This is a genomic window from Enterobacter roggenkampii (assembly GCF_001729805.1).
Lineage (GTDB): Bacteria > Pseudomonadota > Gammaproteobacteria > Enterobacterales > Enterobacteriaceae > Enterobacter > Enterobacter roggenkampii.
Genome location: NZ_CP017184.1, coordinates 597,734 through 623,547, shown reverse-complemented (window position 1 = coordinate 623,547; position 25,814 = coordinate 597,734). Strand labels below are relative to the sequence as shown.

Here is a 25,814-nt window from a genome sequence, read left to right as displayed (position 1 = left end):
AAACCTGTCTGGATCAATGTTATCGGTAACAGTGGCGTTAAAATAGCCAGCAATGCAGCCCGGAAGGCGTAGACCTTCTCTTTTTATTTTTTATCTCTGTTTTTATTACAACAACTTATGAAATACCTGCTTGCTGACGCCATCGTCTATAACGACGAGGACGGTTCTGTTTCTCTTATCAATGCGCCGGATGAGGATGCGCAGCTCCTCACCTGTACGGCCAATACCATCATGAAGCTGCTGGTTCAGCATCATGGGAACGTGGTTGAACGGGAAACCTTTCTCCAGGAAGTCTGGGATCGGCGAGGGCTTCAGGGATCTAACAACTCCTTAAACCAGTACATCAGCATTTTGCGCAAGATGCTGGCGGCCCTGCTTCCCGACGCGCTGCTTATCGTTACCGTACCGAAAACGGGCTTTATGCTCAGCGCGGACGTTACGGTCACTCCGCTGGAGGAGGCTCCACCGACCGCCGAAACGGCGAAACCTGCATGGCGCGTTCGCCCTGAATGGCTGTTCTGCGGCGCGCTCACGCTGGTCGTCGTTGCGCTATGCCTCTGGATCGTGCTGATCAAGCCAGAAAATTCACAAAGGGAGATCCATCTGCTGACGCATATCGGCACCTGCCCGGTCTACACCTTTACGCCGCTGGCGGACGTATTTCACGGGAAGGCAATAACGCTGGCGCAAACGCTTCAGAAGGACGGCCATCTTCCGTGCCTGAAAAATTCAATTTTCTACATGCACATTCAGAGAACGCTTTTCTACGGCCACGAAGGGCGGCTGGTGCTCTCCCAATGTTCCCTCACGCAGGGTAAAGCCAGCGCCTGTCGTACGCTTTACTATTACGAGTGGTGATGATGAGACACAAAAAAGTTTGGCTAATCCTGATCCTCAACCTGCTGCTGCTGGGCACCGTGCTGGCGTGGTACTTTCACACGCCCCCGCTGTCGGTGGCCTGCGACGGAAACCTGACCTTTTCCGACCGGCGCGACAACCACGATTTCACCTTTGACGGTGAGATCATTATGCGTTTTCATCCCGACAAAACCGGGTACATCACGGTTAACGGCAGCGTGGTGAATGCCCCACGCAGCTGGGAGGTTTCCCGCCAGGAGATGTTTAAATGGCGTCACGTGGAGGGCGAACTGTATGAGATCGCTATTCAAAAAGTGGAGCGTTTTAGCCATGACGCCATGCCGCCCGGGGTCTTTGAAAAATACGTTGCCGGCCTGACGCTGGGCAATAAAAGGCTTCTGACGATCGAGCGCACGCCGGAAGACGCGCTGGTGATCAGCAATTTCTATTCGCCGGTGCTGATCTGCTCGGAATAATGTCGACGGGTCAGGCTATACTTGCCGCCATGACTCTTCGCATTCGCCCCACCACCCTCAACGACATTGCCGCCCTGCCCGCCATTGAACGCGCGGCGGCCGGGCGCTTCCGTGACTTCCCGGCACTCGCCTGGCTTGCCGATGGCGAGGTCATTTCCGCTGAGCAACACCTCGACTATGTCGAACGCGGGTTAAGCTGGCTGGCGCTGGCAAACGACCAGCCCGTCGGGTTTATCCTTGCCGAAGCCCATCCGTCTTCACTGTTTATTGTCGAACTCTCGGTTGATCTGGACTGGCAGGGAAAAGGGATCGGCAGGCAGCTCATCGCCTGCGTGGCAGACCATGCCCGCAGAAAGGGGCTGACAGCGCTGACGCTGACGACGTTCAGGAACGTCCCGTGGAATGCGCCGTTCTATGCGCGGCTGGGGTTTGAAAAAATGACGACGCTGACGCCTGAACTGCGTCAGAAAAGGGAAGAAGAGACGGCGCACGGTTTCGCGTATGAAACGCGCTGCGCCATGCGCCTGCCTCTGTAATATCGCCCGGTGGCGCTGCGCTTACCGGGCCTACAAAACCCTGAACCGTAGGCCGGGTAAGGCGCAGCCGCCACCCGGCACAACATACGGCGTTAGAACGTTTCCCAGTTATCACCTGCATCAGCGGTAACCGTTTTACGCGCCATCGCCGGTGCTGCAACGGTTTTCGCAGAAGCGAACTCACGCGCTTTCATCTGCTCCTGCTGAATGCGGAACACCGCCACGGCCTGCGTCAGACGGCTTGCCTGCTCTTCCAGTGCGGCTGCCGCTGCGGCAGACTCTTCCACCAGCGAGGCGTTCTGCTGGGTCACGCGATCCATCTCTGCCACCGCCAGACCGACCTGGTCGATACCGCGGCTCTGCTCGTCAGACGCAGAGGCGATTTCACCCATGATGTCCGTGACGCGGGTGACCGCATTCACGATCTCACCCATGGTTTCACCGGCGCTTTCGACCAGCGTTGAACCCACTTCCACGCGACCCACGGAGTCTTCGATCAGGCTCTTGATCTCGCGTGCCGCCTGGGCGCTGCGCTGGGCCAGGTTACGCACTTCACCTGCTACCACCGCAAAACCACGGCCCTGCTCGCCCGCACGCGCCGCTTCTACCGCCGCGTTCAGTGCCAGGATGTTGGTCTGGAATGCAATGCCGTCGATCACGCTGATAATATCGGCGATTTTCTGCGAACTTCCGGCGATATCACGCATGGTCTGCACCACGTTATCCACCACTTTGCCGCCTTTCTGCGCGGTTTCAGAGGCGCTCAGCGCAAGATGACTCGCCTGACGGGCATTCTCGGCGTTCTGCTTAACGGTCGCCGTCAGCTGCTCCATGCTGGCAGCGGTCTCTTCCAGGGAAGCGGCCTGCTGTTCAGTACGGGAGGAGAGGTCGTTGTTGCCCATCGCGATTTCACTCGCGCCGCTGTAGATCGCATTCGCGCCGTTACGCACGTCGCCAACGGTACGCACCAGTTCGCCCTGCATATGACGCAGCGAGTCGGCCAGTTCACCCATCTCGTTGGTGCCCTGAACCTCAATGCGCTTCACCAGATCGCCGCTGGCGATATGGCGAATGTTGTCGATCAGACGATTCAGCGGGGAGATCAGCGTCTGCTTGATGTTGAGCCAGACGGCCACAATCACCACCAGCACCGCAATCAGGACGCCGATCAGCACCCAGATAGCCTGGCTGTAGGAGCTGTTGCTGTCTTCGACCGCCATCTGGTACAGCTTGTCGTTCTGCTGCAGGTAGCTCACGTACTGCTTCTCAAAACCGTCCTGGTAACTCTGGGTTGGCTGGTCGAAGAAGGCGTTGATTTTGCCCGCGCCAAGCAGCTGGATCAGCTCCGCCAGCGCGCCGTGGTAAATATCATAGTTACGCTTGATCTCCATGGCATCCGCATCGCTTTGACGCGGATCGCGCGGCAGGGCTTCGTAGGCAGCCCAGTTTTTTTCCGCCTGCTTCAGAGACGCAGACGCGATTTGCATCAAATCGTTCACGGTCGCGCCGCTACCGATATTGCTCTGATCCATCATGTAGCGGATACCCGCGCGGTTCAGGGTATTACGGGTTTGCAGCAACGCAACCCAGCTGCCGTTCAGCGTGGACTGTTGCTGGCGAATGGTTTGCAGGACGGTGAAATTCTCTTTGTCATTCTTCAGAGCATTAAAGAAAAGACCACCGGATGTGAGTTGTAAAAGGCCAAATATCGCTAAAACCAGCATTAAGCTGGTGACAATCTTGATACGGTTTAACATGTTTTCTCTTTCCTCAGACAGATACAGAATTTTCGGCCTGGAAAGGGAAAACTTTACGAAATTCATCCTGAAATTTGTGGTTTTTACTCTTCTTCCCGCGCTGCGTTATGTCGGTTTCCGAGTTCAATAAACTCTTCCAGCAGCGCCGTCAGCTGTTTCATCTTCTCCGGCGTATATTCCGCCTCAATCTGCTGATACGCCTCCTCCACCTGCGCCTGGGCGTGCTCATACAGCGCATTGCCCTCTTTGGTCAGCGAGACGTACAGCTTGCGCTGGTCGTTCAGCGGCTTTAAGCGCAGCACCAGGCCGTCGCGCTCCATGCGCGTCAGAATGCCGGTCAGGCTCGGGCGCAGGATGCAGGTGCGAAACGCCAGATCGTGAAAATCCATCGACGGATGTTCAGCCAGCACGCGCACAATACGCCACTGCTGCTCGGTCAGATTATGGCGCTTCACAATCGGGCGGAAGTAGGACATCGCCGCTTCCCGCGCCTGCAGCAGCGCGATGGTTAATGAATCATGCATAGCCTCTCCCCGCCAATCATTAACAAGTAAACAATCACCAAAAGATGTTTTTATAAACAACACGTTTTCTGCCCAAAAGTCTAACAGAAACCCATTAATTTTATTAAACACCTGATTTTACTTTACATAAAAAAGAATATGTAAATTTATTGTTATTCATATCACAAATTCTTCACTTCTGATTGCGAAATAATCAGCAAAAGCATAAAACCAGATCATTAACATATTAATGAAATCCAAACCGGACCTCCGGCCTGAGGAGTATGTGAATGAAAGGTACCGTCTTTGCCGTCGCCCTCAACCATCAGAGCCAGCGCGAAGCCTGGCGAGAGGCGTTTGAAAAAGCCCCCTACAACACGCCGCCGAAAACGGCGGTGTGGTTTATCAAACCGCATAACACCGTGATTCGCGCGGGCGACCCCATTCCGTACCCGCAGGGGGAAACGGTGCTGAGCGGCGCCACGGTAGCGCTGGTGGTCGGTAAAACCGCCAGCAAGGTGCGCGTGGAGGACGCCGCGGCGTACATCGCCGGATATGCGCTGGCCAACGAGGTGAGCCTGCCGGAAGAGAGCTTCTACCGCCCGGCCATCAAGGCCAAATGCCGGGACGGATTCTGCCCGCTTGGCGAACCGGTCGCCGTTGATAACGTGGATAGCCTGACCATCATCACCGAGATCAACGGCCGCGAAGCGGACCACTGGAACACCGCCGATCTGCAGCGTAACGCTGCCGAACTGCTGAGCGCCCTGAGCGAGTTCGCCACCCTTAATCCCGGTGATGCGATCCTGCTCGGTACCCCGCACAGCCGCGTTGAGATCCGCCCGGGCGATCGGGTGCGTATTCTGGCGGAAGGATTTCCACCGCTGGAAAACCCGGTGGTGGACGAGCGCGATGTCACTATTGCGCGCAGCACGCCGCCGCACGCCACGCTGTTTGCCCTCGGCCTGAACTATGCCGATCACGCCAGCGAGCTGGACTTCAAGCCGCCCACCGAGCCGCTGGTCTTTATCAAAGCGCCTAACACCTTCAACGGCGACAACCAGACCTCGGTGCGCCCGAACAACGTCGAGTACATGCACTATGAAGCGGAGCTGGTGGTGGTCATCGGCAAAACCGCCCGCAAGGTGAGCGAAGCCGAGGCGATGGACTATGTTGCGGGCTACACGGTCTGCAACGACTACGCCATTCGTGACTATCTCGAAAACTACTACCGCCCGAACCTGCGGGTAAAAAGCCGCGACGGGCTGACCCCCATTTCCCCCAACATCGTGCCAAAAGAAGCCATTCCCGACCCGCACAACCTCGCCCTGCGCACCTTCGTTAACGGCGAGCTGCGTCAGGAAGGCACCACGGCGGATCTGATCTTCAGCATCCCGTACCTGATCGCCTACCTGAGCGACTTTATGACCCTGCAGCCGGGCGACATGATTGCCACCGGCACGCCGAAGGGGCTGTCCGACGTGGTGCCGGGCGATGAGGTGGTGGTGGAAGTGGAAGGCGTGGGACGCCTGGTGAACCGAATTGTGAGTGAGGAGACGGCAAAATGAAAAAGATAAACCATTGGATCAACGGTAAAAACGTCGCGGGCAGCGACTACTTCCACACCACTAACCCGGCCTCCGGCGAGGTCCTGGCAGAAGTGGCCGCCGGCGGCGAAGCCGAAATCCATCAGGCCGTTGCCGCCGCCAAAGAGGCGTTTCCGAAGTGGGCCAACCTGCCGATGAAGGAGCGCGCGCGCCTGATGCGTCGTCTGGGCGATCTGATCGACCAGAACGTACCGGAGATCGCCGCCATGGAAACCGCCGACACCGGGCTGCCGATCCACCAGACCAAAAACGTGCTCATTCCGCGCGCCTCGCACAACTTCGAATTCTTCGCCGAGGTGTGCCAGCAGATGAACGGCAAGACCTACCCGGTCGACGACAAGATGCTCAACTACACCCTGGTGCAGCCGGTGGGCGTCTGCGCGCTGGTGTCGCCGTGGAACGTGCCGTTTATGACCGCCACCTGGAAGGTCGCGCCCTGTCTGGCCTTAGGCAATACCGCGGTGCTGAAGATGTCCGAGCTCTCCCCTCTCACCGCCGACCGTCTGGGCGAACTGGCCCTCGAAGCGGGTATTCCGGCGGGCGTGCTCAACGTGGTGCAGGGCTACGGCGCGACGGCAGGCGATGCGCTGGTGCGGCATCACGACGTGCGCGCCGTCTCCTTCACCGGCGGCACCGCCACCGGGCGCAACATCATGAAAAACGCCGGGCTGAAGAAGTACTCCATGGAGCTGGGCGGCAAATCCCCGGTGCTGATTTTTGAAGACGCGGATATCGAGCGCGCGCTGGACGCCGCCCTCTTCACCATCTTCTCCATCAACGGCGAGCGCTGCACCGCGGGCTCGCGCATCTTCATCCAGCAGAGCATCTACCCGGAATTCGTGAAGCGCTTTGCCGAGCGCGCCAGCCGCCTGCGCGTGGGCGACCCGACCGATCCGAACACCCAGATTGGCGCGCTCATCAGCCAACAGCACTGGGAAAAAGTCTCCGGCTATATCCGCCTCGGCATCGAGGAAGGCGCAACCCTGCTGGCGGGCGGCCCGGACAAACCGACCGACCTGCCTGCACACCTGAAGGGCGGCAACTTCCTGCGCCCGACCGTGCTGGCGGATGTTGATAACCGCATGCGCGTGGCGCAGGAGGAGATCTTCGGGCCGGTGGCTTGCCTGCTGCCGTTTAAGGACGAAGCGGAAGGGCTGCGCCTGGCCAACGACGTGGAGTACGGCCTGGCGTCGTATATCTGGACCCAGGACGTCAGCAAAGTGCTGCGCCTGGCGCGCAATATCGAAGCGGGCATGGTATTCGTCAACACCCAGAACGTGCGCGACCTGCGCCAGCCGTTTGGCGGCGTGAAGGCCTCCGGCACCGGCCGCGAGGGGGGCGAGTACAGCTTCGAGGTATTCGCGGAGATGAAGAACGTCTGCATCTCCATGGGCGACCATCCGATTCCAAAGTGGGGGATCTGAAAATGGGCAAATTAGCGTTAGCGGCAAAAATCACCCACGTGCCGTCGATGTATCTCTCCGAACTGCCGGGCAAAAACCACGGCTGCCGCCAGGGCGCCATCGATGGGCATAAAGAAATTAGCAAGCGCTGCCGGGAGCTGGGCGTCGACACCATTATCGTCTTCGACACCCACTGGCTGGTGAACAGCGCGTATCACATCAACTGTGCGGACCATTTCTCGGGCGTGTACACCAGCAACGAGCTGCCGCACTTTATCCGCGACATGACCTACGACTACGACGGCAACCCGGAACTCGGCCAGCTGATTGCCGACGAAGCGGTGAAGCGTGGCGTGCGCGCCAAAGCGCACAACATTCCGAGCCTCAAGCTTGAGTACGGCACGCTGGTGCCAATGCGCTACATGAACGCGGATAAGCACTTCAAGGTGGTCTCCATCTCGGCGTTCTGCACGGTTCACGACTTCGCCGACAGCCGCAGGCTGGGCGAGGCCATCGTCAGCGCCATCGAAAAATATGACGGCACCGTGGCGGTGCTCGCCAGCGGCTCGCTGTCGCACCGCTTTATCGACGACCAGCGCGCCGAGGAAGGGATGAACAGCTACACCCGGGAGTTCGACCGCCAGATGGACGAGCGCGTGGTCAAGCTGTGGCGCGAAGGCCAGTTTAAAGAGTTTTGCAGCATGCTGCCGGAGTACGCCGACTACTGCTACGGCGAGGGCAACATGCACGACACGGTGATGCTGCTGGGGATGCTCGGCTGGGACAAATACGACGGCAAGGTGGAGTTTCTCACCGAGCTGTTCGCCAGCTCCGGCACCGGCCAGGTCAACGCCGTTTTCCCCCTGCCCGCGTAAGGAGCCTCCATGCCGCACTTTATTGCTGAATGTACCGACAACATCCGCGAGCAGGCCGACCTGCCGGGGCTGTTCGCCAAAGTGAACGAGGCGCTCGCCGCCACGGGCATCTTCCCTATCGGCGGTATCCGCAGCCGCGCCCACTGGCTGGACACCTGGCAGATGGCCGACGGCAAGCACGATTACGCCTTTGTCCATATGACGCTGAAGATTGGCGCGGGGCGCAGTCTGGAGAGCCGGGAAGAGGTCGGTGAAATGCTGTTTGCGCTGATTAAAACGCACTTCGCGGCGCTGATGGCGAGCCGCTATCTGGCGCTGTCGTTTGAGCTGGACGAACTGCACCCAACGCTCAATTACAAACAAAACAACGTGCACGCGTTGTTTAAATAGACATCTTTTCCGCCCGGTGGCGCTTCGCTTACCGGACCTACAACGGCTCGAACGTAGGCCGGGTAAGCGCAGCGCCACCCGGCAACAGCCGCATAAAGGATACGCCATGCTCGATAAACACACCCATACCCTGATCGCCCATCGTCTGCATCAGGCGGAGCAGTCCCGGGAGCAGATCCGCCAGATCTCCCTCGACTACCCGACGATCACTATCGACGACGCCTACGCCGTCCAGCGCGAATGGGTCAGCCTGAAGATCGCCGAAGGCCGCGTGCTGAAGGGCCACAAGATCGGCCTCACCTCTAAAGCGATGCAGGCCAGCTCGCAGATTAGCGAGCCGGACTACGGCGCGCTGCTGGACGACATGTTCTTCCACGACGGCAGCGACATCCCGGTCGACCGCTTTATCGTCCCGCGCATTGAAGTGGAGCTGGCGTTCGTGCTGGCAAAACCGCTGCGCGGCCCGAACTGCACGATCTTCGACGTCTATAACGCCACGGACTACGTGATCCCCGCGCTGGAGCTGATCGACGCCCGCTGCCACAACGTCGACCCGGACACCCAGCGCCCGCGCAAGGTGTTCGACACCATCTCCGATAACGCCGCCAACGCGGGGGTGATCCTCGGCGGCCGTCCGATTAAGCCCGACGAGCTGGACCTGCGCTGGATCTCCGCCCTGCTCTACCGCAACGGCGTGATCGAAGAGACCGGCGTCGCCGCAGGCGTGCTTAACCACCCGGCCAACGGCGTGGCGTGGCTGGCTAACAAGCTTGCGCCGTACGACGTGCAGCTTGAGCCTGGCCAGATCGTTCTCGGCGGCTCGTTTACCCGCCCGGTGCCCGCCAGCAGAGGCGACACCTTCCACGTCGACTACGGCAACATGGGCTCCATCAGCTGCCGCTTTGTCTAGGAGATAACCATGCAAAACGCATTCAAAGCGGCGCTGCAGGCGGGCCGCCCGCAAATTGGGCTATGGCTGGGGCTGACCAGCAGCTACAGCGCGGAGCTGCTGGCCGGAGCAGGCTTCGACTGGCTGCTGATCGACGGCGAGCACGCGCCGAACAGCGTGCAGACCGTCCTGACCCAGCTGCAGGCCATCGCCCCTTATCCCAGCCAGCCGGTGGTGCGCCCGTCGTGGAACGACCCGGTGCAAATCAAACAGCTGCTGGACGTGGGTGCGCAAACCCTGCTGGTGCCGATGGTGCAAAACGCCGACGAAGCGCGGCAGGCGGTACGTGCCACCCGCTACCCGCCCGCGGGCATTCGCGGCGTCGGCAGCGCCCTGGCGCGCGCCTCGCGCTGGAACCGCATTCCGGATTACCTGCAGCAGGCCAACGACGCCATGTGCGTGCTGGTGCAGATCGAAACCCGTGAGGCGCTGAAAAACCTGCCGCAGATCCTGGACGTGGAAGGCGTCGACGGCGTGTTTATCGGCCCGGCGGATCTCAGCGCCGACATGGGCTTTGCCGGCAATCCGCAGCACCCGGAGGTGCAGGCCGCCATTGAACAGGCGATCGCACAGATACGCGCTGCGGGTAAAGCCCCCGGCATCCTGATGGCGAACGAGCCGCTGGCAAAACGCTATCTTGAACTCGGCGCGCGGTTTGTCGCCGTCGGGGTCGACACCACCCTGCTCGCCCGCGGCGCGGAAGCGCTGGCGGCACGCTTTATCGAAAAACCGGTTACGTCAGTTAATAACAATAAATCCGTCTACTAAACGTAAGATCTGGAGCGCACCATGACGACCTCTACCCTGCAAGCCCATGATAATAAAGACGTTGAACACCGCGTCATTCACAAGCTGTTCCGACGCCTGATCGTCTTTCTCTTTATCCTGTTTGTTTTCTCGTTTCTCGATCGCATCAACATCGGCTTCGCCGGGCTGACGATGGGCAAAGATCTGGGCCTCACCTCAACCATGTTTGGCCTGGCCGCGACGCTCTTTTACGTCACCTACGTGCTGTGCGGGATCCCGAGCAACATCATGCTGGCGAAGATCGGCGCGCGCCGCTGGATCGCCGGGATCATGGTAGTGTGGGGTATTGCCTCCACCTGCACCATGTTCGCCACCAGCCCCGAAACCCTCTACGTCCTGCGCATGCTGGTGGGCATTGCCGAAGCGGGCTTCCTGCCGGGGATTCTGGTCTACCTCACCTGGTGGTTCCCGGCCTATCACCGCGCCCGCGCCAACGCGCTGTTTATGATTGCCATGCCGGTGACCATGATGCTCGGCTCGATCCTCTCCGGGTACATTCTGGCGATGGACGGGCTGTGGAACCTCAAGGGCTGGCAGTGGCTGTTCCTGCTGGAAGGGCTGCCGTCGGTGGTGCTCGGCGTGGTGACCTGGTTTTACCTCAACGACACGCCGGATCAGGCCACCTGGCTGGATGAGGACGAAAAGCAGGCGCTCAAAACGATGATCGCCCGCGAGCAGGAGGTTGCCATTGCCCAATCCGTCACGCCGCGCTCGACGCTGCGCGAGGTGCTGACCCCGGCGGTGCTGCTCTACACGCTGGCCTACTTCTGCCTGACCAATACGCTGAGCGCGATCAACATCTGGACGCCGCAGATCCTGCAGAGCTTCAACACGGGGAGCAGCAACATCGTCATCGGCCTGCTGGCGGCGATCCCGCAGTTCTGCACCATCCTCGGGATGATCTGGTGGAGCCGCCGTTCCGACAGGCTGAAAGAGCGAAAAAAGCACACCATCCTGCCGTACCTGTTCGCCGCGGCGGGATGGATGCTGGCCTCCGCGACCGATCACAGCCTGATCCAGCTGCTTGGCATCATCATGGCCTCAACCGGATCGTTTACCGCCATGGCGATATTCTGGACCACGCCGGATCGGGTGATTAGCCTGCAGTCCCGTGCGGTGGCGCTGGCGGTGATCAACGCCATCGGCAACGTCGGCTCCGCCGTCAGCCCGCTGCTGATTGGAATCCTGCGCGACGCGACCGGCAGCTTCAGCTCGGGGCTGTGGTTTGTGGCCGGGCTGCTGGTGGTCGGCGCGCTGGTGCTGACGCGTATCCCGATGACGCAGCGGGATCAACAGAGGAACGATCGTGTGCCAGAGCCCTATCGCCAACATTGATATCAGCAAGGAGTACGACGAAAGTCTGGGCACTGACGATGTGCACTACCAGTCGTTCGCCCGCATGGCGGCCTTTTTTGGCCGCGACATGCAGGCGCATCGTCACGACCAGTATTTTCAGATGCACTTTCTCGATACCGGGCAGATTGAGCTCCAGCTCGACGATCACCGCTATTCGGTGCAGGCCCCGCTGTTCGTCCTCACGCCGCCGTCGGTGCCGCACGCGTTTATCACCGAATCCGACAGCGACGGACACGTGCTGACGGTGCGCGAGGATCTGATCTGGCCGCTGCTGGAGGTGCTCTACCCCGGCACGCGGGAGGCGTTTGGCCTGCCGGGGATCTGCCTTTCGCTTGCCGACAGGCCGGACGAGCTGGCGGCGCTGAAGCACTACTGGCAGCTGATTGCCCGGGAATCCACGGAGCAGCTGCCCGGGCGCGAGCATACGCTGGTCCTGCTGGCCCAGGCGGTGTTTACCCTGCTGCTGCGCAACGCGAAGCTCGACGACCACGCGTCAGGCGGCATGCGCGGCGAGCTGAAGCTGTTCCAGCGGTTTACCCAGCTGATCGACAGCCACTACCACCAGCACTGGACGGTGCCGGAATACGCCAGCGAGCTGCACCTGACCGAATCCCGCCTGACCGATATCTGTCGCCGCTTCGCCAACCGGCCGCCAAAACGCCTGATCTTCGACCGCCAGCTGCGCGAGGCCCGACGCCTGCTGCTCTTCTCCGACAGCACCGTCAGCGAAATTGCCTGGCAGCTGGGGTTCAAAGATCCGGCCTATTTCGCCCGCTTTTTTAATCGCTTAGTGGGGTGCTCGCCGAGCGCGTATCGGGCGCAGAAAGTACCGGTTTCCTGAACGCATCACGGTTCGTAGGGCGGGTAAGCGCAGCGCCACCCGCCGAAAAGCCGCACAGTTCACAAAACCACAACCCACCCGAAAAGTACCCGTCGTTGTCCCAATCGTCCCTTCACGTAACGCCCCTCTCAGGCTTCAATTAAACAACAAAAACAAAACATAAATTTAACAAATCTATTCCGATACGAGGTCCCTATGAAGCCTGAAGATTTCCGCGCTGATGCCAAACGTCCGTTAACTGGTGAAGAGTATTTAAAAAGCCTGCAGGACGGTCGTGAGATTTATATCTACGGCGAGCGCGTCAAAGACGTCACTACCCATCCGGCGTTTCGCAATGCGGCGGCCTCCATCGCGCAGATGTACGACGCGCTGCACAAGCCGGACATGCAGGACACGCTGTGCTGGGGCACCGACACCGGCAGCGGCGGCTATACCCACAAGTTCTTCCGCGTGGCGAAAAGCGCCGACGACCTGCGCCAGCAGCGCGACGCCATCGCCGAGTGGTCGCGCCTGAGCTACGGCTGGATGGGCCGCACGCCGGACTACAAAGCCGCGTTCGGCTGCGCGCTGGGCGCCAACCCGGCCTTCTACGGCCAGTTCGAGCAGAACGCCCGGAACTGGTACACCCGCATTCAGGAAACCGGCCTGTACTTCAACCACGCCATCGTTAACCCGCCGATCGACCGCCACAAGCCGGCGGACGAGGTGAAAGACGTCTACATCAAGCTGGAGAAAGAGACCGACGCCGGGATTATCGTCAGCGGCGCGAAAGTGGTGGCGACCAACTCCGCCCTGACCCACTACAACATGATCGGCTTCGGCTCCGCGCAGGTGATGGGCGAAAACCCGGACTTCGCGCTGATGTTCGTCGCGCCGATGGACGCCGAGGGCGTGAAGCTGATCTCCCGCGCCTCCTATGAGATGGTGGCAGGCGCAACCGGCTCCCCTTACGACTACCCGCTCTCCAGCCGCTTTGACGAGAACGACGCCATTCTGGTAATGGATCACGTGCTGATCCCGTGGGAAAACGTGCTCATCTACCGCGATTTCGACCGCTGCCGCCGCTGGACGATGGAGGGCGGCTTTGCGCGAATGTACCCGCTGCAGGCCTGCGTGCGTCTGGCGGTGAAGCTCGACTTCATCACCGCCCTGCTGAAGAAATCCCTGGAGTGTACCGGCACCCTGGAGTTCCGCGGCGTGCAGGCGGATCTCGGCGAAGTGGTGGCCTGGCGCAACATGTTCTGGGCGCTGAGCGACTCCATGTGCTCCGAAGCCACCCCGTGGGTCAACGGTGCGTATCTTCCTGACCACGCGGCGCTGCAGACCTACCGCGTGATGGCCCCGATGGCCTACGCCAAGATCAAGAACATCATCGAGCGTAACGTCACCTCCGGGCTGATCTACCTGCCGTCCAGCGCCCGGGATCTGAACAACCCGCAGATCGACCAGTATCTGGCGAAATACGTGCGCGGCTCCAACGGCATGGACCACGTCGAACGCATCAAGATTTTGAAGCTGATGTGGGACGCAATCGGCAGCGAGTTTGGCGGCCGTCACGAGCTGTACGAAATTAACTACTCCGGCAGTCAGGATGAAATTCGCCTGCAGTGTCTGCGCCAGGCGCAGAGCTCCGGCAATATGGACAAGATGATGGCGATGGTCGACCGCTGCATGTCCGAATACGACCAACACGGCTGGACGGTGCCGCACCTGCACAACAACAGCGATATCAACATGCTGGACAAGCTGCTGAAATAGCGCAGCGGGAGGTTGCAATGCATTCAGATGAACAACGCCTGCGTTTTCGCGACGCAATGAGTAGCCTGTCGGCGGCGGTTAACGTGGTCACCACTGAGGGCGAGGCGGGCCGCTGCGGCATCACCGCCACCGCCGTCTGCTCGGTCACGGACACCCCGCCGTCGGTCATGGTATGCATCAACGCCAACAGCGCCATGAACCCGGTATTCCAGGGCAACGGCAGGCTGTGCGTTAACGTGCTGAACCACGAGCAGGAGATCATGGCGCGCCATTTCGCCGGGATGACCGGTATGACGATGGAAGAGCGCTTTGCCCTCTCCTGCTGGCAGAAAGGGCCGCTGGCGCAGCCGGTACTCAAGGGCGCGCTGGCCAGCCTTGAAGGCGAAATAAGCCAGGTGCAAACCATCGGCACGCATCTGGTTTATCTGGTTGAAATTAAAAACATCATTCTGAGTGACGCGGGCCACGGCCTGATCTACTTCAGGCGCCGCTTCCACCCGGTCATGCTGGAGACGGAAGTCGCCGTGTGACCCCCCTCGCGCTGGCCTTTTTTCCGGCCAGCGCCGCTTTCTGCAAAAACTCCTAAGGTTTCCGCTAAATCACGCCGTTATATACCCATAAGAGAAATTTTCTGTGCCTGAATACTGACGCCGCCTGTCAGTGCACCCGCATCATTCAGCGCATACCTATATATACAGGATGACCTTATGGCTAAAACGACGCGGAGCCGCTCGGCTGAACGTCTGGTCGATATTCTCCTTGAGCTACATTTAAACGGTGTGGTAAACCGCGGTGCGCTAATGGAGAAATTTAAAATTACCGAACGCACCGTCTACCGGGATTTAAATGCCCTCTCGCCCATTGTTGAACATACCGGTAACGGTCTATATCGGCTGATTCATTCCGCACAATCGCCGGGTGGGCAAGGATTGCATCACACTCTGGCTAACTTTCTGAATGCCGACAGCTTTTTCCCTGAAAGAAATATGGAATTCTGGCAAAAGCTTGAAAGGCGCGTAGACGAAAACCATATTCTTATTCTTGGCAATGAAGCGGAACATACGGTAGAACGCGATATTCGCCGTCATTTAACGAAAATCGAGAAATCGATTAAAAACCATAATGTTTGCCAGATCGTTTATAAGGGTAAAACCCGCCTGATTAATCCCTATAAACTCATTAACAAAAAAAATATATGGTATTTACAAGCCACCGAAAATAGCCGGCTGAAATCCTTCTCATTGAGCCAGATTAGCTGGTTTGATATTCAGAAAACGACCTTCACTCCCGAAGAAAATGTTCTTGAGCTGCTGGAGAAAAGCCTCGACCCCTGGGTGTCCGAAGATACTTTCGCGGTGAAAATATTCATCAAAGATAATATTTCACATTACTTCCTGCGCCGGGATCTTCTGCCGGAACAGGAGCTGCTGGAGGAGCAGCAGGACGGCGTCACGCTGCGCTGCCAGGCGGCCCATGAGAACCAGATCCTGCCGCTGCTGTTCTACTGGCTCCCCCATATTCAGATCCTGGAACCGAGCTGGCTGAAGGAGAAACTCATCAGGACGCTGGAGAGCTATCTGGCCGTAGAGCGCAACCCGAATAATCAAGTGATCTCAATCACATAATTTCGCCCTCCGGCGGCGCACCGAAACCGCTCGTCGCCGCCTTTGACCGCTCACCCGGCACTTTCAACCACTCATTCATTTACCGTCCTTTACGCGCGCGGGGATCTGGCACGATCGCTCCAGCATTAATCAATACCTCCTCACAACGAACCCTGACCCTTTTTTCTTTACATAAAAAACCAGGTCTTACTATGGATACTAAAAAACTACTGAAGCACGTGCCCTGGGCCTTACTCGGGATCCTCGGTGCTTTCTGTCTGGCGGTTGTCGCATTACGCCGGGGCGAACACGTCAGCGCCCTGTGGATCGTGGTCGCGTCGGTTTCCGTCTACCTTGTGGCTTATCGCTACTACAGCTTATACATCGCGCAGAAGGTCATGAAGCTCGACCCGACGCGTGCCACCCCGGCGGTCATTAACAATGACGGCCTGAACTACGTGCCTACCAACCGCTACGTGCTGTTTGGTCACCACTTTGCCGCCATCGCAGGCGCTGGCCCGTTGGTCGGCCCGGTACTGGCTGCGCAGATGGGCTACCTGCCGGGTACGCTCTGGCTGCTGGCGGGCGTGGTGCTGGCGGGTGCGGTGCAGGACTTTATGGTGCTGTTTATCTCCTCGCGCCGTAACGGTTCGTCGCTGGGTGAGATGATCAAAGAAGAGATGGGCCGCGTGCCGGGCACCATCGCCCTCTTTGGCTGCTTCCTGATCATGATCATCATCCTCGCGGTGCTGGCGCTGATCGTGGTGAAAGCGCTGGCCGAAAGTCCGTGGGGCGTCTTCACCGTCTGCTCTACCGTACCGATTGCGCTGTTCATGGGCATCTACATGCGCTTCCTGCGCCCTGGCCGCGTTGGTGAGGTGTCGGTGATCGGTATCGTGCTGCTGGTCGCCTCCATCTACTTCGGCGGCGTGATTGCGCACGACCCGTACTGGGGCCCGGCGCTGACCTTTAAAGACACCACCATCACCTTCGCGCTGATCGGTTACGCATTCGTTTCTGCCCTGCTGCCGGTGTGGCTGATTCTGGCTCCGCGCGACTACCTGGCGACCTTCCTGAAAATCGGCGTGATCGTCGGGCTGGCCATCGGGATTGTGATCATCAACCCTGAGCTGAAAATGCCGGCGGTAACCCAGTACATTGACGGTACCGGTCCGCTGTGGAAAGGCGCCCTGTTCCCGTTCCTGTTTATCACTATCGCCTGCGGTGCCGTGTCTGGCTTCCACGCGCTGATCTCCTCCGGCACCACGCCGAAGCTGATGGCCAATGAAACCGACGCGCGCTTCATCGGTTACGGCGCAATGCTCATGGAGTCCTTCGTGGCGATCATGGCGCTGGTTGCGGCGTCGATTATCGAGCCTGGCCTGTACTTCGCGATGAACACGCCACCAGCGGGTCTGGGCATCACCATGCCTAACCTGCATGAGATGGGAGGCGAAAATACCGCGCTGATCATGGCGCAGCTGAAAGAGGCCAGCGCACACGCGGCGGCGACCGTCAGCTCCTGGGGCTTTGTGATTTCGCCTGAGCAGATCATGCAGACCGCGAAAGACATCGGCGAACCGTCCGTGCTGAACCGCGCAGGTGGTGCGCCGACGCTGGCGGTAGGTATCGCACACGTGTTCCACAAAGTGCTGCCGTGGGCGGACATGGGCTTCTGGTACCACTTCGGTATTCTGTTCGAAGCGCTGTTCATCCTCACCGCGCTGGATGCCGGTACCCGTGCGGGCCGCTTCATGCTGCAGGATCTGCTGGGTAACTTCGTGCCGTTCCTGAAGAAAACCGACTCTCTGGTGGCGGGCGTACTCGGCACCGCGGGCTGCGTAGGCCTGTGGGGTTACCTGCTGTATCAGGGCGTGGTTGACCCACTCGGCGGCGTGAAGAGCCTGTGGCCGCTGTTCGGTATCTCTAACCAGATGCTGGCTGCCGTGGCCCTGGTGCTGGGTACCGTGGTCCTCGTGAAAATGAAACGTACCAAATACATCTGGGTTACCGTGGTGCCTGCGCTGTGGCTGCTGCTCTGCACCACCTGGGCGCTGGGTCTGAAGCTGTTCAGCACCAACCCGCAGCTGGAAGGCTTCTTCTTCATGGCTAACCAGTACAAAGAGAAGATTGCCGCAGGTGGCGCGGATTTAACCGCGCAGCAGATTGCCAACATGAACCATATCGTGGTGAACAACTACACCAACGCGGGTCTGAGCATTCTGTTCCTGGTGGTGGTGTACAGCATCATCTTCTACGGCATCAAAACCTGGATGAAAGTGCGCAACATCGATGGCCGCACGGATAAAGAAACCCCGTACGTGCCGGTACCGGAAGGCGGCGTGAAGACCTCTTCACACCACTAAAACAATGGCGGGCGGCGCTGCGCTGACCCGCCCTACAACGGTGCTGTAGGCCCGGATCGCTGCGCGCCACCGGGCTTTTTCTTATCAGGACACGTTATGTTTGGTAACTTAGGCGAAGCAAAAAAATACCTCGGTCAGGCGGCGAAAATGCTGATTGGCATCCCGGACTATGACAACTACGTTGAGCACATGAAGACCAACCATCCGGATAAGCCGTACATGACCTACACCGAATTCTTCCGCGAGCGCCAGGAAGCGCGCTACGGCGGAAGTGGAGAAGGCGGCGTCCGCTGCTGCTAAAGGAGAGACCATGACCCCGATTGCCGTTACCCTGCTGACCGGTTTCCTCGGCGCCGGTAAAACCACCCTGCTGCGCCACATCCTGAACGAGCAGCACGGCTTCAAAATCGCCGTCATCGAAAACGAATTTGGCGAAGTCTCCGTAGACGACCAGCTGATTGGCGATCGCGCCACGCAGATCAAAACCCTGACCAACGGCTGCATCTGCTGCACCCGCTCTAACGAGCTGGAAGATGCCCTGCTGGACCTGCTCGACAGCCGCGACCGCGGCGACATCGACTTTGACCGCCTGGTGATCGAGTGCACCGGCATGGCCGACCCCGGCCCGATTATTCAGACCTTTTTCTCTCACGAGATCCTTTGCCAGCGCTACCTGCTGGACGGCGTCATTGCCCTGGTCGATGCGGTCCACGCCGATGACCAGATGAACCAGTTCACCCTCGCCCAGTCTCAGGTGGGCTACGCCGACCGCATCCTGCTGACCAAAACCGACGTGGCGGGCGAAAGCGTTAAGCTTCGCGAGCGCCTGACGCGCATCAACTCCCGCGCGCCGATTTATACGGTGACGCACGGCGATATCGACCTGTCCCAGCTTTTCAACACCAGCGGCTTTATGCTGGAAGAGAACGTCACCACAAAACCGCGCTTCCACTTTATGGGAGACAAGCAAAACGACGTGGCGTCGATTGTGGTGGAGCTGGATTACCCGGTGGATATCAGCGAGGTCTCCCGCGTGATGGAGAACCTGCTGCTGTCGTTTGCCGACAGGCTGCTGCGCTACAAAGGCATGCTGTGGATTGACGGCGAGCCGAACCGCCTGCTGTTCCAGGGCGTGCAGCGCCTGTACAGCGCCGACTGGGACCGACCGTGGGGCGATGAAGCGCCGCACAGCGTGATGGTGTTTATTGGTATCCAGTTGCCGGAAGAGGAGATTCGGGCGGCGTTTGCGGGTCTGAAGAAATAGCCTCCCCGCTTAACTATGCGCTCCGAACAATCCCCCTCTCCCCTGTGGGGAGAGCGGTGAGCGGTAAACTTATTTCACCGCCTCCGGCAGCGTCACAATCCAGAGCTCGCTGTCGGACTCCGGCTTCTTCAGCGGCTTCACGCTGAGCGTGGTTTCCACCGGTTTATCCTCCAGCGTCAGCTTGCCTTCCGCGTTCACCCGGTAATCCTTAAGCTTCTTGCCCTCGACCGGGTTTTGCATCGCGACCTTCACGCCAAAATCGTTATCGTTCGCCACCGCAAGCGTTTTGCTGTCGATCAGCGCCAGTCCTTCAGCCTTCTCCTGCTGCCAGCCCAGCGCGCGAAGATCGACCACCTGCGTTTTTGCCGCAAGGCTAATGCCGCGCTGCGCCAGGGTTTTCTCATCATCAAACTCCGGGTACTCGCCCGGCTTGTCGAAGGCGGAAAGATCGCTCGCCTTGCTGAGATCCACCTTGTAAATCAGGTTGCGCATCCCGTCGTTTTTATCGCTTCCCTGCTCAATCAGCAGGATGTGCTGATTATCGAGCGCCACGATGTCGCCGATTTTGGCATCGCTGTTTTTGTCGTAGGCCGCGCTGTCGATAGGGTAACCGTACATCGCGGTTTTGCCGGTCGCCGGGTCGAAGCTCACCAGACGGGTGAACAGCGCCTGCTTTTTGCTCTTCCCGTCGATGTCCAGCGTGCTTTGCACGGCGGCGATAATCCGCCCGTCCGGCATCCGGGTCAGGCCTTCAAAGCCCCGGTTGGGCTGGCGCCATTTGATGATGTTTGGCAGACCGCCCGCGATAGATTTTTCCCCTTCCGCGGCCTGCGGCCCGTGGATCGCGAGGATTTTCCCTTTGCTGTCGACGTTAATCAGGAACGGGCCGTACTCGTCGCACAGCCAGTAGCCGCCTTTGCCGTCCGGCGTGATGCCTTCCGTATCCAGTCCGCGGTTATCACCTTTCAGGACCTTGAGGGTGTCGCTGAACGCCACTTCATTGGTGGAGCCAATCACGCCGCTTTGCAGCGGGAGACCGTTAATCTCGCCTTTATCGTCATGCAGCGGGCGGGCATCAACCGCCTCCGCTTTGCCGTTCTGGACGCGGATGGTCATCAGGAGCGGCGCGAAATCCGGCGTAACAAAGATTTTGGCTTCGTTTTTACCCATTTTTGGCGCATCGGCGTTGGGACCGCGATCGGTCACGGTCGCAAACGTCAGGGCATCGCCCTGCTTGCCCGTAAACAGCAGGCCAGAGCCAATCCCCACCGGAAGCCCGTTCGGGAACGCATCGGCAAACGCGCCGCTGTATTTCACATGGGAGCCGTCAGGGAAGCTGACGATATAGCGCTCAGCGGTAGGCTGCGCAGCCAGGCCAGAGAAAGAGAGCGCACAACCGATAAGCACAGGAATAATTTTTCTTTTCATATTGTTAGTGTCCAGTGAGTGAAGCCAACAACGTAAAGAATAAACGTGTCAGAAAAATGACATAGAAAGGCAACCGACGTGCGCGGGTGAACGTATATTCATTGCCCAGAAATGTAAGGTTGTGTTGTATTATGTGACATCTGAAATACTTCTGGAAATTATTAGAAACCCAATTAATTCACCTCTAATCACTATCCCTTCCTCGTTCAGTTTATGTTTAGTCAAAAAATTAAACGGTGCCTAAACGTCCGAACATCACGCGTTGACACCTCGACAATCAAACATCGATGCAACATTTCAAATAAAAAAGTTAACAATATCAGCATAAAACAGCGACCTTCATCACATTTGCAGTCATAAACATCGCTTGTTAAGGTGCCCCCAGATGAATTTAATGACGAGGCATAAAACATGAAAAAACTGAATATCCTTCTTCTTTCTGCTCTGACCGCCCTCTCGGGTTCCGCTCTGGCAATGGGCGGCAGCATTGAGCAGGGTAAAAACTTTACCAACCTCAACCTCGAGATGGGGAAATCCTCATCCGGCCTGTATGCCGAAAGCAACTGGCTTAAAAACACCGATGACGGTACCCAGACCGGCGGCGTGGGCGCAGGCTACAACCTGGAAGTGGGCCCGGTAATGCTGAATGCGGGTGCCAAAGCCATCTACATCGGCCCGAAGAAAGGCGATAACGGCGTGGCGTTCCCGATCGGCGGCGGTGTGAACGTTGCCCTGACCGACAGCATCCACGTGTACGGTGAAGGCTACGTGGCGCCAGAAGGGCTGAACAACAGCGTGAAAAACTACGTGGAAGCCAACGGCGGCGTAAGCTGGACGCCGATTACGCCTGTGACCCTGAAAGTGGGTTACCGCCACGTGAGCGTTGATGGCAAGGACGGCCGCCCTGGCCACACGCTGATTGACGGCGCATATGTAGGCGGTGGAGTCACCTTCTGATGAAACACCGCATGACCGCGCTTTGCGTTCTGAGCCTCACGCTGATGCTCACCGGCTGCGTCCAGTACAAATGGGTGAAACCGGGCGTCAGCGATGCGGAAATGAATAAAAAGCTCACGGAATGCGAAGCGCAGGCGCTGATCGATCTTCCCCCGGATAACGTGGTGACCGGTTCGAGCTCGGAAAAAACGGACAAATCGAAAAAGAAAAAGGATATTTCCACGAGCTACACGGTTGAAGACGCGAATGAATATCGCCGGGATACGCTGGTTGACAGCTGCATGTTCAAAAGCGGCTGGGACAAGATCGAAGTGCAATAACTCCATAAAAAAACCTGCCGGTTGGCAGGTTTTTTTTATGGCCTCTTACTGACGCACCACCACCAGCTTCTGGTTCACAAACTCTTTGATCCCCAGATCCGACAGCTCGCGTCCGTAACCGGAGCGCTTCACGCCGCCGAACGGCAGCTCTGGCGCGGTATCGGTGAGCCAGTTGATATACACCATCCCGGTCTCGATCCGCGACGCCATCTTCTTCGCGCGCTCGATATTCTGGCTGAATACCGCCCCACCCAGGCCGTAGTGTGAGTCGTTCGCCAGCGCGACCGCCTCGTCATCGTTTTTTACCACGTACATCTGCGCCACCGGGCCGAAGAACTCTTCAAAGTACGCCGGGTTGTCGCGCGAGATATTCGTCAGGATCGTCGGTTCGAAGAAGCTCCCCTCACGCTGCACCGGCTTGCCGCCATAGTGCAGCGTCGCGCCGTTTTTCACCGCCTCGTTGACCTGTTTGGTCAGCGTTTCCAGCGCATCTTTCGACGACAGCGGCCCCAGCGTGGTGCTTTCGTCGAGCGGATCGCCAATCTTCACCTGCTTAAATGCCTCGGTGAATTTGCTCAGGAAGGTGTCGGCAATCTTTTCATGCAGGATAAAGCGCTTCGCCGCGGTACAGACCTGCCCGGCGTTGTTGAGCCGCGCATTCACGCCAATCTTGACGGCTTTGTCCAGGTCCGCATCGTCCAGCACCACGAACACGTCGTTACCGCCCAGTTCAAGGGTGGATTTCTTGATGTGCTTCGCCGCCTGCGCGGCCACCACGCTGCCGGCTTTTTCAGAGCCGGTCAGCGCTGCACCCTGCACGCGATCGTCGGCAATGATGTTTGCCACCTGCTCGGACGAAATAAACAGGTTAGTCCATGCACCTTCCGGCGCGCCCGCCTCGCGGACCAGGTGGGCAAAGGTCTCGGCGCAGTGCGGCACGATGCTGGCATGCTTGGCGATCACCGGGTTGCCCGCCGCCAGGTTTGGTGCCAGGACGCGCATCAGCTGGTAATACGGGAAGTTCCACGGCTCAACGGCCATCAGCACGCCGATGGGGTGATGCTCCACCCACGCTTCCCCGAGTTCGGATTGATACTTCACCGGGGCCAGGAACTGCTTCGCGTTGTCGGCGTAGTAGCGGGCGATCTGCGCGCACAGCTTCACCTCGCCGCGGCTCTGTTCGATGAGCTTGCCCATCTCCTGACTGGCAATTTTCGCCAGCTCCTCGGTGCGCTCGTCGATCAGGTCGGCAAGCTTATGCAGCACCGGCAGGCGCTGATTGATGTCGCCTTTCGCCCAGTCCGAATGGTAAAGCGCATCGGCCGCCTTCAGCGCCGCTTCGATATCCGCGTCGGTATGCGAGGGGTATTCTTTGATGAGCTGGTTAGTGGCAGGATTTACTGTCTGATAAGCCATGTCGAATCTCCTTGTTTTACCGCTTAGGGTATTAAGGGTAGTCAACATGACTGGCTGTGGACGTAAAGTTGGGTATATCCGGAAGGTTCTTAATGAAGCGCTGCCAGACGGTTCGCTGACGTGGTATAAAAAACGTCCAGAAGGAGTTCATATGACCGATACCCGACACATCCGGCAGACTTTTCACCGCGCCTCAGGCCTTGAGCTGCGCAGCACGTGGCAGAGCACGCAGGCGTACAAGCGCCACAGTCACCCTCAGCTCTCTATCGGCGCGATTATGGAAGGCCAGACCTGCTGCGTGTGCCATGACAGAGAATACATCCTTAACCCCGGGGACCTCATTGTGATCCCGGCCTCTGCGCCGCACAGCTGCAACCCCGTCGCCGGGCAACCGCGCAGCTACCATATGCTCTATATCGACACCGATATTCCTCTGGCGTTACAGGTGATTCGCGACCCTGCGCTGTTTAAGCGCTACCTGGATATTGTTGAGGCGATGTCGCCTGTATCCGTGGACACGCTGCTTTCAGCCCTGCCCCGCTGCGTGACAAACGCCGACGCGCTTCGCTCAACCAGCCAGCACGTGCGGCAGGCGTTTCTTGCCGACCTGGCCGCACCGCCTTCGCTTGACGAACTTGCCCAACGATTCTCGCTGCGCAAGGAGACGCTGATCCGCACCTTCCGGCAGGATACCGGCCTGACGCCGGGCAGCTTCCTCAACATCTCCCGCGTGGAGTTCGCCAAAGCGCGGCTACGAGCCGGGGACGACATCGCCGACGTTGGCTACCAGAGCGGGTTTGCCGACCAGAGCCATTTTCATAAGACCTTCGTCAGCTATACCGCCGCCACGCCGCGCCAGTACGCGACGGGCCGATCAATATCTGACAATAAATAACGTTGGCATCACCGTAGCCTGACCTCAGATTGTTAACCGAGGCTGCTATGGAACTGTTCTTCCCTTCCGCTTTTCTCGCCCTGGCGCTGGCGCATTTTGTCGCCCTGTTAAGCCCGGGGCCGGACTTCTTCCTGCTGGTGGGCTACGCGGCGCGCTACCGACTGCGCGGCAGCGCCGGATTGTGCGTCGGCATCGCCGCGGGTAACGCGCTTTATATTGTTCTGGTGATTATCGGCTGGAGCGCGCTGCGGCAGTTTGCCTGGCTGTTTACGCTGATAGAGCTTTGCGGGGCGCTGTACCTGCTGTGGATCGGCTCGCATCTGGTACGAAGCCAACCGCAGGCGATGAGGCTGCATGAAACCCATCAGCGCTGCCCCTCGCTGCGCAAGCAGATCCTGCTGGGGCTCGGCTCGGCGCTGCTTAATCCGAAGAACGCGCTGTTCTATCTGGCGCTGATGACGGCATTGCTGGGGCCGGACGTGACGCTGCTTCAGCAGGCAACGTGCGGCGTCTGGATGGTGACGGTGGTGCTGGCGTGGGATCTGGCGCTGGTGACGCTGATGGGGCTATCGTCGGTGCAACAGAAGCTCAGCCGTGCGCTGTGGCTGATAGAGCGCACGGCGGGGGTGGTGTTGATGGGGTTTGGCGGGTGGGTGCTGTGGCGGCTGCTGGAAAATATACGCTGAGATAGCGGGCAGCCAAACGCTGCCCGCTATTTATTTTTTGTTTTGATCGCGCAGCATTGCTTCACGCAAAATGGCATTGAGCCGCGTCTGATAACCTTTCCCAGGCCGTTTAAGCCACTCCATCACATCGGCGTCAATGCGTACAGATGCCTGAGTTTTGAGTGGACGATAAAACTTTCCTCGCACCGCACCTGACCACTGTTCATCGTCCGTAGCAGGGATATCGCTGTAATCAATCTCTGCTTCTGGTTTTTCAGCTAATGCTTTGAGCTCAGCCTCACGACGAGCGCTTACCTCAGGCGCACTACCGCGTTTATGTTTAACGATGCTCATAACGGCTCCTCTCTTTGCGGTCCGCCTTTCGTGCGCTAATGATACGGATGATTTCTCCTCCGCTTTCAAAACGTACCGTATGTGCGACCAGAATAACAAGAAGACCTTGCACAAGGCCGATGGTTTGCCAGCGAAATTCACCGTTCTCATAGCGATCCTGAACAGACAAATGATAAGGATCGTCAAAAACCATAACCGCATCCTCAAAGCGTATGCCATGTTTTTGCAGGTTACTTTTCGCCTTATTGCTATCCCACTCATACTCCGTTGGCATAGTGTACCCTTCCCTGATTGTATATACAAAAAAGCATATACAAATTGCACAATGATTAAACCAAATATGTAAAAAGGTGTTTAATTCCGGAAGGTAGATTCCAGAAGCTGGAATGACATAACGCTCCCTGCTTTGCACTTTCCCCCCGCTTCCCT

The 25,814-nt window shown here is 58.6% G+C and carries 27 protein-coding genes; 21 read left to right on the top strand and 6 right to left on the bottom strand.

Annotated elements, in window-relative coordinates; genetic code table 11:
• The first annotated feature begins 117 nt into the window (after positions 1–117).
• Genes BFV67_RS02875 through BFV67_RS02865 form a run of 3 tightly spaced genes read left to right on the top strand, consistent with a single transcriptional unit; the run spans position 118 to position 1,870 of the window.
• Positions 118–858, top strand: a complete 741-nt coding sequence (locus BFV67_RS02875; protein WP_047747953.1) for a winged helix-turn-helix domain-containing protein — start codon at positions 118–120, stop codon at positions 856–858.
• A 2-nt stretch (positions 859–860) separates the two neighbouring features.
• Positions 861–1,334: a hypothetical protein gene (locus tag BFV67_RS02870; protein ID WP_032635519.1), complete on the top strand. Its 474-nt coding sequence runs from the start codon at positions 861–863 to the stop codon at positions 1,332–1,334.
• A 29-nt stretch (positions 1,335–1,363) separates the two neighbouring features.
• Complete coding sequence (locus BFV67_RS02865) at positions 1,364–1,870, top strand: GNAT family N-acetyltransferase (protein ID WP_069597849.1); 507 nt, start codon at positions 1,364–1,366, stop codon at positions 1,868–1,870.
• 92 nt (positions 1,871–1,962) lie between these two features.
• On the opposite strand, the gene tsr is transcribed toward BFV67_RS02865, so the two are convergent.
• Complete coding sequence (tsr, locus tag BFV67_RS02860) at positions 1,963–3,627, bottom strand: methyl-accepting chemotaxis protein (protein ID WP_023293346.1); 1,665 nt, start codon at positions 3,625–3,627, stop codon at positions 1,963–1,965.
• An 83-nt stretch (positions 3,628–3,710) separates the two neighbouring features.
• Positions 3,711–4,151, bottom strand: coding sequence for a homoprotocatechuate degradation operon regulator HpaR (gene hpaR, locus BFV67_RS02855; RefSeq protein ID WP_008502106.1), 441 nt, complete (start codon positions 4,149–4,151; stop codon positions 3,711–3,713).
• A gap of 269 nt (positions 4,152–4,420) precedes the next feature.
• Here hpaR and hpaG point away from each other — a divergent pair, with 269 nt between their 5' ends.
• From hpaG to yjiA, 14 genes are all read left to right on the top strand, one after another.
• Positions 4,421–5,698 (top strand): 4-hydroxyphenylacetate degradation bifunctional isomerase/decarboxylase, encoded by a 1,278-nt coding sequence (hpaG, locus tag BFV67_RS02850; RefSeq protein WP_063616340.1) that lies wholly within the window; start codon positions 4,421–4,423, stop codon positions 5,696–5,698.
• Positions 5,695–7,161 (top strand): 5-carboxymethyl-2-hydroxymuconate semialdehyde dehydrogenase, encoded by a 1,467-nt coding sequence (gene hpaE / locus BFV67_RS02845; RefSeq protein ID WP_069597848.1) that lies wholly within the window; start codon positions 5,695–5,697, stop codon positions 7,159–7,161. Before hpaG ends, hpaE begins: the two co-directional genes overlap by 4 nt.
• A 2-nt stretch (positions 7,162–7,163) precedes the next feature.
• On the top strand, positions 7,164–8,015 hold the full coding sequence (gene hpaD, locus BFV67_RS02840; RefSeq protein ID WP_008502109.1) for a 3,4-dihydroxyphenylacetate 2,3-dioxygenase: 852 nt from the start codon (positions 7,164–7,166) through the stop codon (positions 8,013–8,015).
• 9 nt (positions 8,016–8,024) lie between these two features.
• Positions 8,025–8,405 (top strand): 5-carboxymethyl-2-hydroxymuconate Delta-isomerase, encoded by a 381-nt coding sequence (locus tag BFV67_RS02835; RefSeq protein WP_008502110.1) that lies wholly within the window; start codon positions 8,025–8,027, stop codon positions 8,403–8,405.
• 106 nt (positions 8,406–8,511) lie between these two features.
• Positions 8,512–9,315, top strand: a complete 804-nt coding sequence (gene hpaH / locus BFV67_RS02830) for a 2-oxo-hept-4-ene-1,7-dioate hydratase (protein ID WP_021240607.1) — start codon at positions 8,512–8,514, stop codon at positions 9,313–9,315.
• A 9-nt stretch (positions 9,316–9,324) separates the two neighbouring features.
• Positions 9,325–10,122, top strand: a complete 798-nt coding sequence (hpaI, locus tag BFV67_RS02825; protein WP_045409209.1) for a 4-hydroxy-2-oxoheptanedioate aldolase — start codon at positions 9,325–9,327, stop codon at positions 10,120–10,122.
• A 21-nt stretch (positions 10,123–10,143) separates the two neighbouring features.
• Complete coding sequence (gene hpaX, locus BFV67_RS02820) at positions 10,144–11,496, top strand: 4-hydroxyphenylacetate permease (protein ID WP_063436326.1); 1,353 nt, start codon at positions 10,144–10,146, stop codon at positions 11,494–11,496.
• Positions 11,468–12,358, top strand: a complete 891-nt coding sequence (gene hpaA, locus BFV67_RS02815) for a 4-hydroxyphenylacetate catabolism regulatory protein HpaA (protein ID WP_039023937.1) — start codon at positions 11,468–11,470, stop codon at positions 12,356–12,358. Before hpaX ends, hpaA begins: the two co-directional genes overlap by 29 nt.
• Before the next feature lie 195 nt (positions 12,359–12,553).
• Positions 12,554–14,116 (top strand): 4-hydroxyphenylacetate 3-monooxygenase, oxygenase component, encoded by a 1,563-nt coding sequence (gene hpaB, locus BFV67_RS02810; protein ID WP_014168483.1) that lies wholly within the window; start codon positions 12,554–12,556, stop codon positions 14,114–14,116.
• 17 nt (positions 14,117–14,133) lie between these two features.
• The gene (locus BFV67_RS02805; RefSeq protein ID WP_044597195.1) at positions 14,134–14,646 is read left to right on the top strand and encodes a 4-hydroxyphenylacetate 3-monooxygenase reductase subunit; all 513 of its coding nucleotides are present in this window, start codon (positions 14,134–14,136) and stop codon (positions 14,644–14,646) included.
• Positions 14,647–14,823: 177 nt separating this feature from the next.
• Entirely contained in the window at positions 14,824–15,741 is a 918-nt protein-coding gene (locus BFV67_RS02800) for a helix-turn-helix transcriptional regulator (protein ID WP_045335597.1), read from the top strand.
• 191 nt (positions 15,742–15,932) lie between these two features.
• Positions 15,933–18,086 (top strand): carbon starvation CstA family protein, encoded by a 2,154-nt coding sequence (locus tag BFV67_RS02795; protein WP_008501310.1) that lies wholly within the window; start codon positions 15,933–15,935, stop codon positions 18,084–18,086.
• A 96-nt stretch (positions 18,087–18,182) separates the two neighbouring features.
• Positions 18,183–18,386 (top strand): YbdD/YjiX family protein, encoded by a 204-nt coding sequence (locus BFV67_RS02790; RefSeq protein ID WP_003856610.1) that lies wholly within the window; start codon positions 18,183–18,185, stop codon positions 18,384–18,386.
• 10 nt (positions 18,387–18,396) lie between these two features.
• Complete coding sequence (yjiA, locus tag BFV67_RS02785) at positions 18,397–19,350, top strand: GTPase (protein WP_069597847.1); 954 nt, start codon at positions 18,397–18,399, stop codon at positions 19,348–19,350.
• A 69-nt stretch (positions 19,351–19,419) separates the two neighbouring features.
• Here the strand turns inward: yjiA and BFV67_RS02780 are convergent, their stop codons facing one another.
• Entirely contained in the window at positions 19,420–20,778 is a 1,359-nt protein-coding gene (locus tag BFV67_RS02780) for an esterase-like activity of phytase family protein (RefSeq protein ID WP_069597846.1), read from the bottom strand.
• A gap of 411 nt (positions 20,779–21,189) precedes the next feature.
• Here BFV67_RS02780 and BFV67_RS02775 point away from each other — a divergent pair, with 411 nt between their 5' ends.
• Both BFV67_RS02775 and BFV67_RS02770 read left to right on the top strand, forming a co-directional pair.
• A complete protein-coding gene (locus BFV67_RS02775) occupies positions 21,190–21,735 on the top strand; it encodes a YfaZ family outer membrane protein (protein WP_008501313.1) in 546 nt (181 codons plus the stop codon).
• A complete protein-coding gene (locus BFV67_RS02770) occupies positions 21,735–22,055 on the top strand; it encodes a hypothetical protein (RefSeq protein ID WP_008501314.1) in 321 nt (106 codons plus the stop codon). Before BFV67_RS02775 ends, BFV67_RS02770 begins: the two co-directional genes overlap by 1 nt.
• A 45-nt stretch (positions 22,056–22,100) precedes the next feature.
• Here the strand turns inward: BFV67_RS02770 and BFV67_RS02765 are convergent, their stop codons facing one another.
• Positions 22,101–23,471 (bottom strand): NAD-dependent succinate-semialdehyde dehydrogenase, encoded by a 1,371-nt coding sequence (locus BFV67_RS02765; RefSeq protein ID WP_069597845.1) that lies wholly within the window; start codon positions 23,469–23,471, stop codon positions 22,101–22,103.
• A 151-nt stretch (positions 23,472–23,622) separates the two neighbouring features.
• Between BFV67_RS02765 and BFV67_RS02760 the strand changes: the two genes are divergently transcribed.
• Both BFV67_RS02760 and BFV67_RS02755 read left to right on the top strand, forming a co-directional pair.
• Positions 23,623–24,366 carry a helix-turn-helix transcriptional regulator gene (locus BFV67_RS02760; RefSeq protein ID WP_069597844.1) on the top strand — a complete coding sequence of 248 codons (744 nt, stop codon included), beginning with the start codon at positions 23,623–23,625 and terminating at the stop codon, positions 24,364–24,366.
• A 47-nt stretch (positions 24,367–24,413) separates the two neighbouring features.
• A complete protein-coding gene (locus BFV67_RS02755; RefSeq protein ID WP_069597843.1) occupies positions 24,414–25,052 on the top strand; it encodes a LysE family translocator in 639 nt (212 codons plus the stop codon).
• Between the two features lie 30 nt (positions 25,053–25,082).
• On the opposite strand, the gene BFV67_RS02750 is transcribed toward BFV67_RS02755, so the two are convergent.
• Both BFV67_RS02750 and BFV67_RS02745 read right to left on the bottom strand, forming a co-directional pair.
• The gene (locus tag BFV67_RS02750) at positions 25,083–25,385 is read right to left on the bottom strand and encodes a BrnA antitoxin family protein (protein ID WP_025912101.1); all 303 of its coding nucleotides are present in this window, start codon (positions 25,383–25,385) and stop codon (positions 25,083–25,085) included.
• Positions 25,372–25,659: a BrnT family toxin gene (locus tag BFV67_RS02745; protein ID WP_025912099.1), complete on the bottom strand. Its 288-nt coding sequence runs from the start codon at positions 25,657–25,659 to the stop codon at positions 25,372–25,374. The genes BFV67_RS02750 and BFV67_RS02745 overlap by 14 nt, the downstream gene beginning before the upstream one ends.
• Positions 25,660–25,814 lie beyond the last annotated feature (155 nt).

Excerpts from the sequence above, each read along its gene's own strand:
- BFV67_RS02795 (WP_008501310.1), top strand. The coding sequence starts at position 15,933 with ATGGATACTAAAAAACTACTGAAGCACGTGCCCTGGGCCTTACTCGGG.
- hpaD (WP_008502109.1), top strand. The coding sequence starts at position 7,164 with ATGGGCAAATTAGCGTTAGCGGCAAAAATCACCCACGTGCCGTCGATG.
- BFV67_RS02865 (WP_069597849.1), top strand. The coding sequence starts at position 1,364 with ATGACTCTTCGCATTCGCCCCACCACCCTCAACGACATTGCCGCCCTG.
- hpaB (WP_014168483.1), top strand. The coding sequence starts at position 12,554 with ATGAAGCCTGAAGATTTCCGCGCTGATGCCAAACGTCCGTTAACTGGT.
- BFV67_RS02755 (WP_069597843.1), top strand. The coding sequence starts at position 24,414 with ATGGAACTGTTCTTCCCTTCCGCTTTTCTCGCCCTGGCGCTGGCGCAT.
- hpaX (WP_063436326.1), top strand. The coding sequence starts at position 10,144 with ATGACGACCTCTACCCTGCAAGCCCATGATAATAAAGACGTTGAACAC.
- BFV67_RS02835 (WP_008502110.1), top strand. The coding sequence starts at position 8,025 with ATGCCGCACTTTATTGCTGAATGTACCGACAACATCCGCGAGCAGGCC.
- BFV67_RS02775 (WP_008501313.1), top strand. The coding sequence starts at position 21,190 with ATGAAAAAACTGAATATCCTTCTTCTTTCTGCTCTGACCGCCCTCTCG.
- hpaH (WP_021240607.1), top strand. The coding sequence starts at position 8,512 with ATGCTCGATAAACACACCCATACCCTGATCGCCCATCGTCTGCATCAG.
- BFV67_RS02760 (WP_069597844.1), top strand. The coding sequence starts at position 23,623 with ATGACCGATACCCGACACATCCGGCAGACTTTTCACCGCGCCTCAGGC.
- BFV67_RS02800 (WP_045335597.1), top strand. The coding sequence starts at position 14,824 with ATGGCTAAAACGACGCGGAGCCGCTCGGCTGAACGTCTGGTCGATATT.
- BFV67_RS02780 (WP_069597846.1), bottom strand. The coding sequence starts at position 20,778 with ATGAAAAGAAAAATTATTCCTGTGCTTATCGGTTGTGCGCTCTCTTTC.
- yjiA (WP_069597847.1), top strand. The coding sequence starts at position 18,397 with ATGACCCCGATTGCCGTTACCCTGCTGACCGGTTTCCTCGGCGCCGGT.
- BFV67_RS02765 (WP_069597845.1), bottom strand. The coding sequence starts at position 23,471 with ATGGCTTATCAGACAGTAAATCCTGCCACTAACCAGCTCATCAAAGAA.
- hpaG (WP_063616340.1), top strand. The coding sequence starts at position 4,421 with ATGAAAGGTACCGTCTTTGCCGTCGCCCTCAACCATCAGAGCCAGCGC.
- BFV67_RS02790 (WP_003856610.1), top strand. The coding sequence starts at position 18,183 with ATGTTTGGTAACTTAGGCGAAGCAAAAAAATACCTCGGTCAGGCGGCG.
- BFV67_RS02750 (WP_025912101.1), bottom strand. The coding sequence starts at position 25,385 with ATGAGCATCGTTAAACATAAACGCGGTAGTGCGCCTGAGGTAAGCGCT.
- hpaI (WP_045409209.1), top strand. The coding sequence starts at position 9,325 with ATGCAAAACGCATTCAAAGCGGCGCTGCAGGCGGGCCGCCCGCAAATT.
- BFV67_RS02770 (WP_008501314.1), top strand. The coding sequence starts at position 21,735 with ATGAAACACCGCATGACCGCGCTTTGCGTTCTGAGCCTCACGCTGATG.
- hpaE (WP_069597848.1), top strand. The coding sequence starts at position 5,695 with ATGAAAAAGATAAACCATTGGATCAACGGTAAAAACGTCGCGGGCAGC.
- hpaR (WP_008502106.1), bottom strand. The coding sequence starts at position 4,151 with ATGCATGATTCATTAACCATCGCGCTGCTGCAGGCGCGGGAAGCGGCG.
- BFV67_RS02870 (WP_032635519.1), top strand. The coding sequence starts at position 861 with ATGAGACACAAAAAAGTTTGGCTAATCCTGATCCTCAACCTGCTGCTG.
- tsr (WP_023293346.1), bottom strand. The coding sequence starts at position 3,627 with ATGTTAAACCGTATCAAGATTGTCACCAGCTTAATGCTGGTTTTAGCG.
- BFV67_RS02875 (WP_047747953.1), top strand. The coding sequence starts at position 118 with ATGAAATACCTGCTTGCTGACGCCATCGTCTATAACGACGAGGACGGT.
- BFV67_RS02745 (WP_025912099.1), bottom strand. The coding sequence starts at position 25,659 with ATGCCAACGGAGTATGAGTGGGATAGCAATAAGGCGAAAAGTAACCTG.
- BFV67_RS02805 (WP_044597195.1), top strand. The coding sequence starts at position 14,134 with ATGCATTCAGATGAACAACGCCTGCGTTTTCGCGACGCAATGAGTAGC.